Origin of the sequence: Arsenicicoccus piscis, from assembly GCF_022568835.1 — a bacterium.
Classification (GTDB): Bacteria; Actinomycetota; Actinomycetes; order Actinomycetales; family Dermatophilaceae; genus Arsenicicoccus; species Arsenicicoccus piscis.
In genome coordinates, this window is record NZ_JAKZHV010000002.1 from 129,665 (window position 1) to 143,662 (window position 13,998).

15 protein-coding genes are annotated in these 13,998 nt (G+C 72.2%); 6 read left to right on the forward strand and 9 right to left on the reverse strand.

Features of this window, described 5'->3' with window-relative positions:
• Window positions 1–2 precede the first annotated feature (2 nt).
• Window positions 3–1,715, reverse strand: a complete 1,713-nt coding sequence (locus tag MM440_RS03640) for a DAK2 domain-containing protein (RefSeq protein WP_241441935.1) — start codon at window positions 1,713–1,715, stop codon at window positions 3–5.
• A gap of 282 nt (window positions 1,716–1,997) precedes the next feature.
• Here MM440_RS03640 and rpmB point away from each other — a divergent pair, with 282 nt between their 5' ends.
• Window positions 1,998–2,192: a 50S ribosomal protein L28 gene (rpmB, locus tag MM440_RS03645; RefSeq protein WP_241441936.1), complete on the forward strand. Its 195-nt coding sequence runs from the start codon at window positions 1,998–2,000 to the stop codon at window positions 2,190–2,192.
• A gap of 116 nt (window positions 2,193–2,308) precedes the next feature.
• On the opposite strand, the gene thiL is transcribed toward rpmB, so the two are convergent.
• Window positions 2,309–3,400 (reverse strand): thiamine-phosphate kinase, encoded by a 1,092-nt coding sequence (thiL, locus tag MM440_RS03650; RefSeq protein WP_241441937.1) that lies wholly within the window; start codon window positions 3,398–3,400, stop codon window positions 2,309–2,311.
• Between the two features lie 102 nt (window positions 3,401–3,502).
• Here thiL and MM440_RS03655 point away from each other — a divergent pair, with 102 nt between their 5' ends.
• Entirely contained in the window at window positions 3,503–3,736 is a 234-nt protein-coding gene (locus MM440_RS03655; RefSeq protein WP_241441938.1) for an Lrp/AsnC ligand binding domain-containing protein, read from the forward strand.
• A gap of 11 nt (window positions 3,737–3,747) precedes the next feature.
• Complete coding sequence (locus MM440_RS03660) at window positions 3,748–4,233, forward strand: DUF3515 family protein (RefSeq protein WP_241441939.1); 486 nt, start codon at window positions 3,748–3,750, stop codon at window positions 4,231–4,233.
• Window positions 4,234–4,264: 31 nt separating this feature from the next.
• On the opposite strand, the gene MM440_RS03665 is transcribed toward MM440_RS03660, so the two are convergent.
• Entirely contained in the window at window positions 4,265–5,395 is a 1,131-nt protein-coding gene (locus MM440_RS03665; RefSeq protein WP_241441941.1) for a D-alanine--D-alanine ligase family protein, read from the reverse strand.
• Between the two features lie 66 nt (window positions 5,396–5,461).
• Between MM440_RS03665 and MM440_RS03670 the strand changes: the two genes are divergently transcribed.
• A complete protein-coding gene (locus tag MM440_RS03670; RefSeq protein WP_241441942.1) occupies window positions 5,462–6,565 on the forward strand; it encodes a trans-sulfuration enzyme family protein in 1,104 nt (367 codons plus the stop codon).
• Here MM440_RS03670 and MM440_RS03675 read toward each other — a convergent pair.
• Window positions 6,562–7,566, reverse strand: a complete 1,005-nt coding sequence (locus MM440_RS03675) for an NAD(P)H-dependent glycerol-3-phosphate dehydrogenase (protein WP_241441943.1) — start codon at window positions 7,564–7,566, stop codon at window positions 6,562–6,564. The two genes, MM440_RS03670 and MM440_RS03675, sit on opposite strands and share 4 nt — an antisense overlap.
• Entirely contained in the window at window positions 7,563–8,348 is a 786-nt protein-coding gene (locus MM440_RS03680) for a lysophospholipid acyltransferase family protein (protein ID WP_241441945.1), read from the reverse strand. Before MM440_RS03680 ends, MM440_RS03675 begins: the two co-directional genes overlap by 4 nt.
• A 125-nt stretch (window positions 8,349–8,473) precedes the next feature.
• On the opposite strand from MM440_RS03680, the gene cofC reads away from it, so the two are divergent.
• Complete coding sequence (cofC, locus tag MM440_RS03685) at window positions 8,474–9,097, forward strand: 2-phospho-L-lactate guanylyltransferase (RefSeq protein ID WP_241441947.1); 624 nt, start codon at window positions 8,474–8,476, stop codon at window positions 9,095–9,097.
• Window positions 9,098–9,156: 59 nt separating this feature from the next.
• Here cofC and MM440_RS03690 read toward each other — a convergent pair whose 3' ends face one another.
• The 3 genes from MM440_RS03690 to leuC all read right to left on the reverse strand — a co-directional run bounded on the left by MM440_RS03690 (window position 9,157) and on the right by leuC (window position 12,268).
• Entirely contained in the window at window positions 9,157–9,834 is a 678-nt protein-coding gene (locus MM440_RS03690; protein WP_241441948.1) for an HU family DNA-binding protein, read from the reverse strand.
• A gap of 413 nt (window positions 9,835–10,247) precedes the next feature.
• Window positions 10,248–10,847, reverse strand: coding sequence for a 3-isopropylmalate dehydratase small subunit (gene leuD / locus MM440_RS03695; RefSeq protein WP_241441950.1), 600 nt, complete (start codon window positions 10,845–10,847; stop codon window positions 10,248–10,250).
• 5 nt (window positions 10,848–10,852) lie between these two features.
• A complete protein-coding gene (leuC, locus tag MM440_RS03700) occupies window positions 10,853–12,268 on the reverse strand; it encodes a 3-isopropylmalate dehydratase large subunit (protein ID WP_241441952.1) in 1,416 nt (471 codons plus the stop codon).
• A gap of 177 nt (window positions 12,269–12,445) precedes the next feature.
• Between leuC and MM440_RS03705 the strand changes: the two genes are divergently transcribed.
• Window positions 12,446–13,174, forward strand: coding sequence for an IclR family transcriptional regulator (locus MM440_RS03705; protein WP_241441953.1), 729 nt, complete (start codon window positions 12,446–12,448; stop codon window positions 13,172–13,174).
• Window positions 13,175–13,295: 121 nt separating this feature from the next.
• On the opposite strand, the gene MM440_RS03710 is transcribed toward MM440_RS03705, so the two are convergent.
• On the reverse strand, window positions 13,296–13,961 hold the full coding sequence (locus tag MM440_RS03710) for a FadR/GntR family transcriptional regulator (protein WP_241441954.1): 666 nt from the start codon (window positions 13,959–13,961) through the stop codon (window positions 13,296–13,298).
• Between the last annotated feature and the right edge of the window lie 37 nt (window positions 13,962–13,998).

Here is a 13,998-nt window from a genome sequence, read left to right on the forward strand (position 1 = left end):
GGCTACTCGACCCCCAGCAGGAGCAGGGCGGGGGCGAACCCGCCCTGGTGGACGGTGATCTCGGGTGCCGGCTGCCGCGACCCGACGTGTGCGGCGAGCCTGTCGAGCGACTCGTCGGGGCAGTCCTGGCCACCGAGCGCCGTGACCAGCTCGCCGCCGTCGGCGAGCAGTCGGTCCACCACGTCGCGGGCGACCTCGTCGAGCGAGTCGCCGACCTCGACGATCTCGCCTGCGACCAGGCCCAGGACGTCACCGGCGCGGCACGGCCCCGCGGCCGTGTCGGCGTCGCGGCTCGCCACCGTCACCTCGCCGTAGCCCGTCGCGGCCACCGTCTGCTCGACGACGACACGGGACTCGGCGAAGTCGGCCGCCGGGTCGACGACCGCCTGAGCGGCCAGGCCCTGCACCACCGACCGGCTCGGCACGACGACCACGTCGAGACCCGTGGCACGCGCATCCTCCGCAGCGGCCTCGGAGGCCAGGACCAGGTCGGAGTCGTTGGGCAGCAGCAGGACTCGCCCCGCGCCGCTGCCGTGGAGAGCGGCGAGCACCTGGCCGATGGAGGCCCGCCTGCCGGCGGAGCTCTCGACCACGACGGCACCGGCGTCGCGCAGCAGCGTGACCAGGCCCTCGCCCGACGCGCACTGGACGACCGCTGTCGCATCGGGGTCGGTGCCCGACACCAGCGGCGTGATCTCGACCGCGTCGGGGTCGCCGAGCTCGCGCAGCACGACGAGGGCGGCGTCGGTGTCGTCGACGTGCACGTGCACCCGCCACAGACCGGCGTCGCCCATCACGACGACGCTGTCGCCCAGCTCGGCGAGCTCGCGTCGGGCGCGCGGGAGGTCCTCGTCGGCTCCCCCGCGCACGAGCGCCATCAGCTCGAACGCCGGCCCGCTGTAGCCCGAGCCACGGGCCGCGCAGCCGGTCCGGCCGGCGGTGAGGTCGTGCTCGTCGGCGAGGTCGACGTCGGTGAGCGACTCGAGCATGTCGTCCATCGCCGGCAGCAGCTGGTGGTCGCTCGGGCCGCCGTCCTCGACGACCCGGCGCAGCGCGTCGAGCAGGATCACCAGACCCGCGGCCCCGGCGTCGACCACCCCGGCGGACGACAGCGCAGGCAGCTGGTCCGGCGTCTCGGCGAGCGCGACGTAGGCGGACTCTGACGCCGCGGTGACCACGTCGAGCAGCTGCGCGCCGGGGTGGCCGGCCACCTGCTCGGCGGACTCGGCCGCGATCCGGGCCACGGTGAGGATGGTGCCCTCGGTGGGCGACCCGACGCTGGCGTAGGCCCGCGTGCTGGCCTCGCGCATGGCTGCGGCGACCACGGCGGGACCGACCGGGCCGGCGTGCTCGACCACGACGTCGGCGAGCCCCCGGATCAGCTGGCTCATGATCACGCCGGAGTTGCCCCGCGCCGCCAGCATCACCTCGCGCGAGAACGTGCGGACCGCCTGACCGTCGTCACCCGCCGACCCCGTGAGGTCGAGGGGGTCGTCGGCCGCGACCCGATCGGCGTCGATCATCGCCTCGACCGCGGAGTCGAGGGTGAGGAACATGTTGGTGCCGGTGTCGCCGTCGGGCACCGGGAAGACGTTGAGCGCGTCGATGCGGGTGCGTCTGCTCGCGAGCGCCGCCCGTCCGAGGACGGCCCAGCGAAGCAGCGCGGCCAGGTCCAGCCGGGTGAGCGGGAGCCGCTCGGTGCCTGCGTCCTGCACCTCACCACCTGCCCTTCGCCGGACCACCGGGTCGTCGCGGATCGCGCCGTCCTCGCTCGTGCTGGCCTGTCATCGTCTTGCCGCAAACCCTAGTCGACGCCTCCGACAGACCCCCCCTGACCAGAACGCCCGCCTGCCAGGAGTCGTCGACTCACGTGCGGGTGCCCGCATTTTGGAGGCGTCGACGCCGATCGGCTATGCTGGACCGGTTGCCCCGCTGCTCGAGGCTGCTCGACGGCTGGTGGCGACCAATCGACACCACTCAAGCGTAGGAGATCACCCGTGGCTGCCAACTGCGATGTCTGCGGCAAGGGACCGTCCTTCGGTCACAGCATCTCGCACTCGCACCGTCGCACGAAGCGTCGCTGGAACCCCAACATCCAGCGCGTCCGCGCCATGGTCGGCGAGGCGGGCGCAACGCCCAAGCGTCTCAACGTCTGCACCTCCTGCCTCAAGGCCGGCAAGGTCCAGCGCTGAGCTGACTCGTTCGAGAGGGACGGCACCGCACGCGCGGGCCGTCCCTCTTGTCATGCTCAGCCTGACCCCGCTCAGCCTGACCCCGCTCAGCCTGGCCCCACTGCGACTGGCCAGGCTCAGCCCGAGAAGTGGTCCCAGCCACCGCTCACGGGCTCGCCGTCCAGCGTGACGTGCGCTCCGTCCGGCGTGGCGGCGACGACCTCGCCGATCACCCACCAGTGCACGTCGGGGTCGGTCTGCTGAGTGATCAAGGGGCAGTCGGCGGGGAAGGTCGCGAGCAGCGAGTGCTCCTCCCCACCGGTCAGCACGTGGTGCAGGGCCCGCTGGGCGCCGAGCGCCATCTCCAGCGGGGTGTCCTCCACGAAGTCCGCCACGAGCCGCGAGCGCGACAGCTGCAGGCACACCCCGCTCGCCCGACCGATCCGCGCGGCGTCGCGCGCCAGCCCGTCGGACAGGTCGATCATCGCGGTCGCACCGCGGTCGGCGGCCAACGGCCCGGAGCTCACCGAGCAGGTCGGGGTGCGGTGGACCCACATCAGGTGGTCCCGGGCACGGTCTACCTCGGCGGCGGCGAGCGCCTCGTGAACGCTCGCCCAACGGGTCGGCCGCTCCCCGGCGAGGTACAGCTCCAGGCCGCCGCCGGACTCCCCGAGGCTCCCGTGAACGGCGACGACGTCGCCCACCCGCGCACCCGAGCGCAGCACGGGGCGACGCCCCTGCAGGTCACCGAGAGCCGTGATCGAGACCATCACCGTGCCGGCGCCGGCCGAGGACAGGTCGCCGCCGACGACGGGCACGCCGTCCCACGCGGCCGTGTCGGCGACGCCGTCGGCGAAGTCCACCGCCCAGCCGAGCGGCAGCTGCGGGTCGGCGGCGAGGGTGACGAGCAGCCCGGTGGCGACCGCGCCCATGGCGGCGATGTCGGCGAGGTTCTGAGTGACCAGCTTGGAGCCGACGTCGTGCGCGTCGGACCACTCGTCGTGCCAGTCCTGGCCACGCACCATCGTGTCGGTGGTGGCGACGACCGATCCCGACGGCTGGATCACGACGGCGGCGTCGTCGCCCGGGCCGATCAGCACCGACGGGCCGGTCCGGAGGTTGGGGAAGATGCGCCGGAGCACCTCCTCCTCGTCGACCTCGCTGAGCGGCTGCGGCCAGCCGGCACCGCGACGCTTTGGCCGGTCCGGTCGCCCTTCGGTCGGTCTCATGCCTGCTCCGCGTGTCGTGGCCTCACGTGGGCACGATAGCGTGAGGCCAGCGACGCGGCCGGGCGGTCCGTCGTCCCGATCTCGTCCCGCGCAGGAGGAACCATGGTCCAGGCGTACATCCTCATCCAGTCCGAGGTGGGCAAGTCATCGCACGTGGCCCGCGAGGTCGGTGCCATCGACGGGGTGGTCAAGGCCGAGGAGGTCACGGGTCCCTACGACGTGATCGCCCGGGTGGAGCAGGAGAACGTCACCGAGCTCGGCCAGCTCGTGATCGCCAAGATCCAGGACATCGGCGGGATCACCCGCACCCTGACCTGCACCGTCGTGCACGGCTGAGGCGCGACCTGGTGGGTGCGGGGCTGGGCCGGCGGGCCTATCTGGTCGCTGCCGCGAGCGCCGTGGTCGCCATGCTGGTGGCGGTGCTCGTGGGATCGTGGGCGTTGCGCCGCGCCACCACCGTGCAGGTCGTCGACGCGTCCGGCGCCGCCACCCCCGCCTGCCAGAAGGTCTCCGCCCAGTGGCCGGCCACGGTGGCGGGCGCGTCCCGCCGGGCGACCACCGGGTCTACGGCGTCCGTGGCGTTCGGGGACCCGGCCATCGTCGTGCGGTGCGGCGTGCCCGCGCTCGCGCCCACGAGCGACGAGTGCGTGGACGTGTCCGGGGTGGCCTGGGTCGTGCACCCGCTCTCGGACGGCTCGCGGCTCACGACCTACGGCACCGACCCGGCCCTCGAGCTGCTCGTGCCGTCGTCCTACGGCGCGGCGCCGCTGGTCGCTGCGGACCTCGGCGCGGTGGCGCGCCTGCTGCCCACGAACGGCCGCACCTGCCAGTAGATCTCAGCGCGCAGCCCCCAGCGGGGCGGCGTCAGCGCAGCCCCACCTTGCGGTCGAGCGCCAGCCGGATCAGCTCGTCGATCAGCTGCGGGTAGCTGACGCCGGAGGCGGCCCACATCCGCGGATACATGGAGTGCGGGGTGAAGCCGGGCATCGTGTTGATCTCGTTGACGACGACGTCGCCGCGCTCGGTGTAGAAGCAGTCCACCCGCGCGATGCCCTCGCAGCCGAACGCCTCGAACGACGCCACGGCCAGCCGCCGGACCTCCTCCCGCACCTCGGCGGGCAGGTCGGCCGGGCAGGAGAGGGTCACCTCGGTGTCGGCGAGGTACTTCGCCTCGAAGTCGTAGAACTCGTGGCCGGACTCGACGATGATCTCGGCGACCTCGCTCGGCGTGGGCGCGTCCGTGCCGTGGCCGCCGAGGACACCACACTCGACCTCGCGACCGACGATGCCCTGCTCGACGATGACCTTGAGGTCGTGCTCGCGCGCCGCCTCGATCGCCGCCACGAGACCGCCGGGGCTGTCGACCTTGGTGATGCCGATGCTCGACCCGGCCCGGCACGGCTTGACGAACACCGGGAACTGCAGCGCCTCGACCGAGGCGAGCGCCCCCTCCTGGTCGACCTGCCACTGGCGGTCGGTGATGACGACGTAGGGGCCGATCGGCAGGCCGTGCCCCGCGAGCACGAGCTTCATGTAGTGCTTGTCCATGCCGGCCGCGGACGCGAGGACGCCCGACCCCACGTAGCGCGTGTCGGTCAGCTCGAGCATGCCCTGCAGGGTGCCGTCCTCGCCGTAGGGACCGTGCAGCACCGGGAAGACGACGTCGACCTCGCTGAGCAGCCGGTCCGGCTCGCCGGGACGCAGCACGCGCAACGACTGCTCGCGCGTCGAGAGCGGGCTGATCACCGTCGCGGCCTCGGCCGACACCTCGGGGATGTGCCCCGGCCGCAGCTCGAGCGACTCGATCGGGTCGGTGAACTCGACCCAGCGGCCGTCGGTGGTGATGCCCACCGGCACGACGTCGTAGACCTCGCGATCGATGGCGCCCATCACCCCCGCCGCGGTCGCGCAGGACACGGGGTGCTCGGACGATCGGCCGCCGAAGACGATGGCGACGCGGGGCTTGGCGGGCCCGGAGGCGGGGTTCGTAGTCATCGTGGCCCAGCGTAGTCCGACAGGGGCGGCGATCGGCCTCAGGCCACCCCCACTACGCTGACCGGCATGAGCGAGCAGCCCTTCTCCCCCGGCGCCGACCCGCAGTGGGCCGGCTCGACCCGAGCCGTGGCGCTCGGCCGCCCGGCGCACCGGCCCGGCGCGCCGGTGAACCCAGGCATCGAGCTGACCAGCACCTACCTCGCGGGCGGCGACCCGGTCTACGCTCGCGGGGGGAACGCGACCTGGACGGCCTTCGAGGAGGTGCTCGGGTCGCTCGAGGGCGGGTGCGCACTCGTCTACGCCTCCGGGATGGCGGCCATCGCCGCGGTCTTCGCGTTGGTGCCCGTGGGCGGCGTCGTGGTGGTGCCGGACAACGCCTACAACACGACCCTCAGCCTCGCGGACGAGCTGCTGGCGTCCGGCCGGCTGGCCGAGGTGCGCCGCGTCGACGTGGCCGACACCGCCGCGGTGACGACTGCCGTCCGTTCCGAGCCGCACCCCCAGCTGGTCTGGCTGGAGTCCCCCACCAACCCCCTTCTCGACGTCGCCGACATCACCGCCCTCGCCGACGCGACTCACCAGGTGGGGGCAATCGTGGTGTGCGACAACACTTTTGCTACGCCGATCCTGCAGCAGCCACTCACCCTCGGCGCGGATGTCGTGGTCCACTCGGTCACCAAGTACCTCTCCGGCCACAGCGACGTCGTGCTCGGGGCGGCGTGCGCGGTCGACGCCCAGCTGCTCGACCGGCTGCGCACCCACCGCACCGTGCACGGCTCGATCGCCGGTCCGTTCGAGACGTGGCTCGCGCTCCGGGGCATCCGCACGCTGCCGCTGCGGCTGGAGCGCGCCGGAAGGTCGGCGCGCGTCCTCGCGGACCGGCTGATCGGCCACCCGCAGGTCGAGCGCGTGCGCTACCCGGGGTTCGGGGCGATCGTCTCGATCGAGGTGGCGGGCGGGCTGGACGCCGCCGACCGCGTGGCCGGGGCCACCCGGCTGTGGACCAACGCCACGAGCCTCGGCGGGGTGGAGTCGCTGATCGAGCGCCGGCGCCGGCACGCCAACGAGCCGACGACCGTGCCCGTCAACCTGCTCCGCCTGTCGGTCGGCGTCGAGGACGTCGAGGACCTCTGGACCGACCTTGAGCGAGCCCTCGACGGGGCGCGCTAGCTGCCCTCGGCCTTGCGCGCGCGCGACATCAGCAGGTCGGCGACGTGGTCGGGGCGCCGCTCACCGGCGACGACGGCGTCGACGTTCTCGACGATCGGCATCTCGACGCCGTGGGTCCGCGCCAGCTGCAGGATCGAGCGGCAGCTCTTGACGCCCTCGGCGGTCTCCCGGGTCTCGGCCGTGGCCTCCTCGACCGTCATGCCCCGTCCGAGACGCACGCCGAAGGAGTGGTTGCGCGACAGCGGCGACATGCAGGTGGCGATGAGGTCGCCGACACCGGCGAGTCCCGAGAAGGTCACCGGGTCGGCACCCAGGCGCAGGCCGAGGCGGCTGGTCTCGGCGAGGCCGCGAGTGATGATCGACGCCTTCGAGTTGTCGCCGAGCCCCATGCCCTCCGCCATGCCGACCGCGAGGGCTACGACATTCTTCACCGCGCCGCCGAGCTCCACCCCGACGACGTCCGTGGACGTGTAGGGACGGAAGTAGCGCGCGGCGCACAGTCGCGAGACCTCTTCTGCGACAGCGGTGGTCGGGGACGCGACGACGCTGGCGGCCGGCTCCCGACGACCGATCTCCTTGGCCAGGTTGGGCCCGGACACCACGACGACGCGCTCCGGATCCACGCCGCCGGCCTCCTGGATGACCTCGCTCATCCGCTTGGAGGTGCCGAGCTCGATGCCCTTCATGAGCGACACGAAGATCTGCTGGTCGTCCAACAGCGGTCGCCAGTCGGCGAGGTTCGCGCGCAGCGTCTGCGAGGGCACGGCGAGCACCACGACCCGGGCACCGTCCAGCGCCGCGGCGGGGTCGTTGGTCGCCGAGATCGCCTCGGGCAGAGCGACTCCCGGCAGGTAGCGCTCGTTGGTGTGTCGCTCGTTGATCTCGGCCACCGCCTCGGGACGACGGCCCCAGATGCGCACGTCCGAGCCGACGTCGGCCAAGATCATGGAGAACGCCGTGCCCCAGCTGCCGTTGCCGAAGACGGCGACGTGACCGCTCATCGACCGTCCTCCCCGCGGTGATCTGGGCGCACCGTCCGGTGCTGGCCCGGCTTCCCGGACTGGTCGCCCTGGTGCTGACGCAGGTCGTAGCGCTCCACCGGCGCCTTCTCGCCGCGCAGCTCCTCGAGCTGGACGATGATCGCCGCCATGATGCGGTCGGTGGCCTCGCGCAGCACCTCGGCGGTGACCGGCCGGTCGTAGAGGTCGTCGAGGTCCACGGGAGGTCCGGCCAGCAGGTGCATGGTCTTGATCGGGAAGAGCCGCAACCGACCCGAGTAGGGCGGCATGATCTCCTGAGCTCCCCACTGCGCCAACGGGATCACCGGGCAGCGGGTCTCGAGCGCGATGCGCGCAGCGCCGGTCTTGGCGGTCATCGGCCACACGCCGGGGTCACGGGTGATCGTCCCCTCCGGGTAGAGCGGCACGGTGGCCCCCTGCTGCACGCGGGACACCGCCTCGCGATAGGCGTCGGCGGCGCGACCTGTGTTGCGGTGCACCGGGATCTGCCGGGCCGCCTTCAGCAGCCGACCGACGACGGGGATCTCGAACAGCGTGGACTTGGCGAGGTAGAACGGTGGCCGCCCGTTGTCGTAGAGGAAGTGGGCGGTCGCGATGAAGTCCACGTGCGAGATGTGGTTGGGGCACACGATGATGCCGCCCGGGCGGTCCAGGTGCTCGGCCCCGCGCCAGTCGCGCCGCATCAGGGGCACCGCGGCCGCCTTCGCGATGACCACGCACAGGCGATAGGCCAGCGGCAGCCGCACCCTGGGGCTGGACGTCACGGTGGATCTCCTTGGTCGGTGCCGGGCGGCGTTGCCCGACCGCTCCGGCGCCCATCTTGGCCTGATCGTGGGGGGATGTCGAGACCGGGCACCGGCACGGCGCCGGGGTGTCGTAGCCTCAAGACGTGTGGAGTGCAGTGGTCCCGGTCAAGGCGACGAGCACCGGCAAGTCCAGGCTTGCGCCGCCTCGCGGCGTCCCCCGACAGCGGTTGGCGCTGGCGATGGCGATCGACACGCTGGCCGCCGTCGGCGGTGCAGTGGGCTTCGACCACGTGGTGGTCGTGACCGACGACGAGCAGGTGCGTGAGCTGGCCGAGGGACGCGGCTCGCGCGTCGTGGCGGACCCGCGCCTCGGCCTGAACGACGCCATCCGCGCCGGCGCGGCCGCCGTCCTGGCGCTGCCCGACGGCTCCACGCGAGCGGTGGCCGCGGTGCTCGGGGACCTGCCGTCCCTGCGCGCGGATGACCTGGTGCTGGCGCTGACCAATGCCGCCGCGCACGAGCGCGCCTACGTGCCCGACCTCGCCGGCACCGGCACGGTGCTGCTGACCGCGCGGGCGGGCGTGGAGCTGCTGCCGAGGTTCGGCCGCCGGTCGGCCGCTCTGCACCGAGAGGCGGCAACACCGTTGTCCGGCATGCCGATCCGGCTGCGCACGGATGTCGACGACCAGGCCTCGCTGCTGCGGGCGATCCGCCTCGGCTGCGGTCCGCAGACCCGGGCAGCCCTCAACGAGGCGCACTGGACCTGACGCGCCCTGGCACGCCGACGGTTCTCGGGCGACGCCTGGGCGTCGCCCGGGAACGGTGCTCAGCGGGCGCGCTTGGTCGCGGCGCGCTTGGTGGTGGCCTTGGCGGGCGTCGCCTTGGTCGCCGACTTCTTCGCGGTGGCCTTGGACGGAGCGGTCGCTCGCTTGGTCGTGGCCTTCGCCGGTGCGGCCTTGGCGGTCGACGCCTTCTTGGCGGTCGAATTGGCTGCGGCGGCCTTGGCGGTCGACCTCGCGGCCGTGGCCTTGGCCGCGGTCGTCTTGGACGCGGCAGCCTTCGTGGCGGCGGTCGCCCGCTTGGCGGGAGCGGCGGCGGTGTCGGTCTTGCGGGCCGGCGCGGCCTTGGTGGCGGCCTTTCGCGTCGTGGTGCGCTTCGCCGGCGCAGCCGCGGCGGCAGCGGTCGCGGAGCCGGCGCGGGCACCGGCGACACCGGACTTCGGGAGCTTCTTCGGGTCGGAGACCATCTCCTTGAACTGCGTGCCGGGGCGGAACTTCGGCACGTTGGTGCGCTTGATGCGCACGGTCTCGCCGGTGCGCGGGTTGCGGCCGGTGCGGGCGGCGCGGGCGGAGCGCTCGAACGTGCCGAAGCCCGTGATGCCCACCTTCCCACCCTTGGTGACCTCACGGATGATGACGTCGACCATGGCCTCGAGGGCGTCCGCCGCGGCCTTGCGGCTACCGAGTCGCGCTTCGAGGGCGTCGAGCAGATCTGCCTTGTTCACTATTCCTCCAGGACAGGGAAATCGGGGTTTCCCGGCCCAGTGCCGGTCGACCCGGCCGGACCCGTTGTGTGGCCTCGACCACTTCTGACGGTAGAGCGCCCCGACACCGGCGTCCACCATTTCGCGAGATCTCGGAAGCGTTGGGCGGCAACGCTTTTGGCCAGGTCAGAGCACCGGCTGACGGCTCGTCGGCCGACCTGCGCGGGTTGACGAACGTCGCGGGCCGCTCTAATGAGTCTGGCGCATCTCGTGAAAGGCGTTGTTCCACAAAGCACTTCGGCTCACACGACACAGCGCGAGGTCAGCCCCACCCAGGCCACGGAGCGTGACCGGAGGGGCGGACCTCGATGCTGACGGGGTATTCGAAATGCCATCGGCCGCGCGAGAATTCGTGTCCCGGCGACGCGCCGACGTTAGGCCGAACGAGGGACGCTGGTCGGTTTGTACGCCGGCCGGGACTTCTCGAACTCGGTGATGTCCTGCTCGTTGCGCAGGGTGAGGCCGATGTCGTCGAGCCCCTCCAGCAGGCGCCAGCGGGTGTAGTCGTCGACCTCGAACGGCGCCACCAGGTCGCCCGCCGAGATGGTCTTGGCGACCAGGTCGACGGTGATCTCGACGCCGGGCTCGTTCTCCATGACCTTCCACAGCAGCTCGACGTCATCCTGCGCGACCTCGGCCGTGAGGAGCCCCTGCTTGCCGGAGTTTCCGCGGAAGATGTCGGCGAAGCGCGACGAGATCACCACGCGGAAGCCGTAGTTCATCAACGCCCAGACGGCGTGCTCCCGCGACGAGCCGGTGCCGAAGTCGGGGCCGGCGACCAGCACCGACCCGTTGGCGTAGACCGGCTGGTTCAGCACGAAGTCGGGGTCGTTGCGCCAGGCGGCGAAGAGTCCGTCCTCGAAGCCGGTGCGGGTGACGCGCTTGAGGTAGACGGCGGGGATGATCTGGTCGGTGTCGACGTTGCTGCGGCGCAACGGAACTCCGACGCCGGTGTGGGTGGTGAAGGCTTCCATCGGATCTACTCCCCTGCGGTCGTGACGAGCTCGAGGTCGGCCGGGCTGGACAGCGTGCCGCGGATGGCCGTCGCGGCGGCCACCTCCGGGCTGACGAGGTGGGTGCGTCCGCCCTTGCCCTGACGGCCCTCGAAGTTGCGGTTGGAGGTCGAGGCGGACCGCTCGCCGGGGGCCAGCTGGTCCGGGTTCATGCCGAGACACATCGAGCACCCGGGGAGACGCCACTCGGCACCCGCTTCGATGAAGACCTGGTCGAGGCCTTCCGCCTCGGCCTGGACCTGCACGCGGCCCGAGCCGGGGACCACCAGCATGCGGACCGAGTCGGCGACCTTGTGCCCCTTGAGGATTCCCGCGACGGTGCGCAGATCCTCGATGCGGCCGTTGGTGCACGACCCGACGAAGACGGTGTCGACGGAGATGTCGCGCAGCGGCATCCCCGGCGTCAGACCCATGTAGTCGATCGCGCGCTGGGCGGCGGCCTTGTCGACGTCGTCGCCGATGGTCGCCGGGTCCGGCACGCTGGCGCCGAGCGGCAGACCCTGGCCCGGGTTGGTGCCCCAGGTGACGTACGGCGTGAGGGTGCTGGCGTCGATGTCGACCTCGGCGTCGAAGACGGCGTCGTCGTCGGAGCGCAGCGCGCTCCAGTCGGCCACCGCGGCGTCCCAGTCGGCACCGGTCGGGGCGTGGTCGCGGCCCTGCAGGTAGTCGAAGGTGACCTGGTCCGGCGCGATCATGCCCGCGCGGGCGCCGGCCTCGATCGACATGTTGCACACCGTCATTCGGGCTTCCATCGACAGCGCCTCGATGGCCTCGCCGCGGTACTCCAGGACGTAGCCCTGACCGCCGCCGGTGCCGATCTTGGCGATGACGGCGAGGATGACGTCCTTGGCGGTGACACCGTCGGGCAGCGCGCCGTTGACGTTGATCGCCATGGTCTTGAAGGGCTTGAGCGGCAGCGTCTGGGTCGCGAGGACGTGCTCGACCTCGCTGGTGCCGATGCCGAAGGCGAGGGCACCGAAGGCACCGTGGGTGGAGGTGTGCGAGTCACCGCAGACGATGGTCATGCCCGGCTGGGTGAGGCCGAGCTGCGGGCCGACGACGTGGACGATGCCCTGCTCGCGGTCGCCCATCGGGAAGATGCGCACCCCGAACTCCTCGCAATTGCGGCGCAGCGTCTGCACCTGCGTCAGCGAGACCGGGTCGGTGATGGGGCCCGGCGTCGTGGGGACGTTGTGGTCCTCGGTCGCGAGGGTGAGGTCGGTCCGGCGGACCGGCCGGCCCTCCAGCCGCAGCCCGTCGAACGCCTGGGGGCTGGTCACCTCGTGCAGCAGGTGCAGATCGATGTAGAGCAGGTCGGGCTCTCCCTCGGCACGCCGCACGACGTGCGCGTCCCAGACCTTCTCGGCAAGGGTGCCGCTCATCAGTTCCTCCAGTCGGCCGGTCCCGGCGGCAGCCTGGCCCGGTCGGGCGGCGACGCACAGAAGAGACCGTAGAATCAGATCGGGATCGGATGTCGTCATCGGATCGTCAAGAAGGCTCGCGCACCCCTCGTCCACGGCGGATTTGCGTCTCAGGGTCCGAGACGGCAATATCGAAGCATGGACAACACCAGTGGTGTCGGGGTTCTCGACAAGGCGGCAATCGTGCTCGGCGCCCTCGAGGCCGGCCCCTCCACGCTCGCGCAGCTCGTCCAGGCCACCGGCCTGGCCCGCCCCACGGCCCACCGTCTCGCCGTGGCCCTCGAGCACCACCGCCTGGTGAGCCGCGACATGCAGGGCCGCTTCGTCCTCGGCCCGCGCCTCGGCGAGCTGGCCTCGGCCGCCGGCGAGGACCGTCTGCTCGCCGCCGCCGGCCCGGTCCTCGGCGCGCTGCGCGACCACACCAACGAGAGCGCGCAGCTGTTCCGCCGTCAGGGCGACCACCGCATCTGCGTCGCCGCCGCCGAGCGCCCGATGGGCCTGCGCGACTCCATCCCGGTCGGGGCGTCGCTGTCCATGCTCGCCGGCTCCGCCGCCCAGGTCCTGCTCGCGTGGGAGGAGCCCGACCGCCTCCACCGCGGCCTGCAGGGCGCGAAGTTCACCGCCACCACGCTCTCGGGCGTCCGCCGCCGCGGCTGGGCCCAGAGCGTCTCCGAGCGCGAGCTCGGCGTCGCCTCGGTGTCCGCCCCCGTACGCGGCCCGTCCGGTCGCGTCGTCGCCGCCGTGTCGATCTCGGGTGCCATCGAGCGCATCTCGCGCCAGCCCGGCCGGCTGCACGCCGCCACCGTGGTCGCGGGCGCCAACAAGCTGACCGAGATCCTGCAGCGCTCGGCCGTCCCCACCGCCTGATAACCACCGACCGCCCTGGCTTGAGCCGACGCAAGCGGTCTGCACCGACCACGGGCCGGATGCTTCCCTCTACCGCCGCTGTGGAGCCGTTCCGCCCAGGGCCAACCGCCGCGCAGCCGGGCTAGACGCGGCCCAGCAAGTTGTCCGCGACATGCTCGAGGTGGACTCGCATGGTCCGCTCGGCCTTTTCCGGATCGCGATCGACGAGCGCGCCGACGATGGCCTCGTGCTCCTGGTGGTAGCAACCGCGCCGCTCAGGGGTCGATGTGCGGCGTTTCAGAGTGCCCCACACCGGCAGCGTGCGAGCGGTGTTCATCACGTCGAACATGCTCAGTAACAGACCGTTGTGCGCCGCATGGGCGATGGCCCGATGCAGCTTGGCGTCCCACGCCTCGAAGTCCTCGAACGTGCTGCTGGCGCCACCCGCCTGCAGGCACTCCACGATCCGGTCGAGGTCGGCCTGGGTGGCGAGGCGCGCCGCCAGCATCGCCACCGGGGGCTCGATGACGAGGCGCACCTGCATGATCTCGACCGGACTGGTGTCGGGTGGCGCCGCTTCGGCGCCGGCTCGCGCCGACTCGGTGAGGAAGGTTCCGCGACCGACGTGTCTGGTCACCACACCCTCGCCCTCCAGCGTGTCCAGGGCTCGCCGGACGGCGCTGCGCGGCGCATCGAGCTGCGCGACCAGGGCGCGCTCAGTGGGGAGCCGTGACCCAGGGCCGAGCTCTCCGTTGGCGGTCTTGTCGTCAAGATACGCGCGCAGGGACTGCTCCACGGTTGTCTTCACGACGCCACCCTACACCAACTGAACCAATCGAGACCAA

Coding starts and splice junctions, on each gene's coding strand:
- leuC (WP_241441952.1), bottom strand. CDS start 12,268: ATGAGCGGCACCCTTGCCGAGAAGGTCTGGGACGCGCACGTCGTGCGG.
- MM440_RS03665 (WP_241441941.1), bottom strand. CDS start 5,395: ATGACTACGAACCCCGCCTCCGGGCCCGCCAAGCCCCGCGTCGCCATC.
- thiL (WP_241441937.1), bottom strand. CDS start 3,400: ATGAGACCGACCGAAGGGCGACCGGACCGGCCAAAGCGTCGCGGTGCC.
- MM440_RS03670 (WP_241441942.1), top strand. CDS start 5,462: ATGAGCGAGCAGCCCTTCTCCCCCGGCGCCGACCCGCAGTGGGCCGGC.
- leuD (WP_241441950.1), bottom strand. CDS start 10,847: ATGGAAGCCTTCACCACCCACACCGGCGTCGGAGTTCCGTTGCGCCGC.
- MM440_RS03655 (WP_241441938.1), top strand. CDS start 3,503: ATGGTCCAGGCGTACATCCTCATCCAGTCCGAGGTGGGCAAGTCATCG.
- MM440_RS03675 (WP_241441943.1), bottom strand. CDS start 7,566: ATGAGCGGTCACGTCGCCGTCTTCGGCAACGGCAGCTGGGGCACGGCG.
- MM440_RS03705 (WP_241441953.1), top strand. CDS start 12,446: ATGGACAACACCAGTGGTGTCGGGGTTCTCGACAAGGCGGCAATCGTG.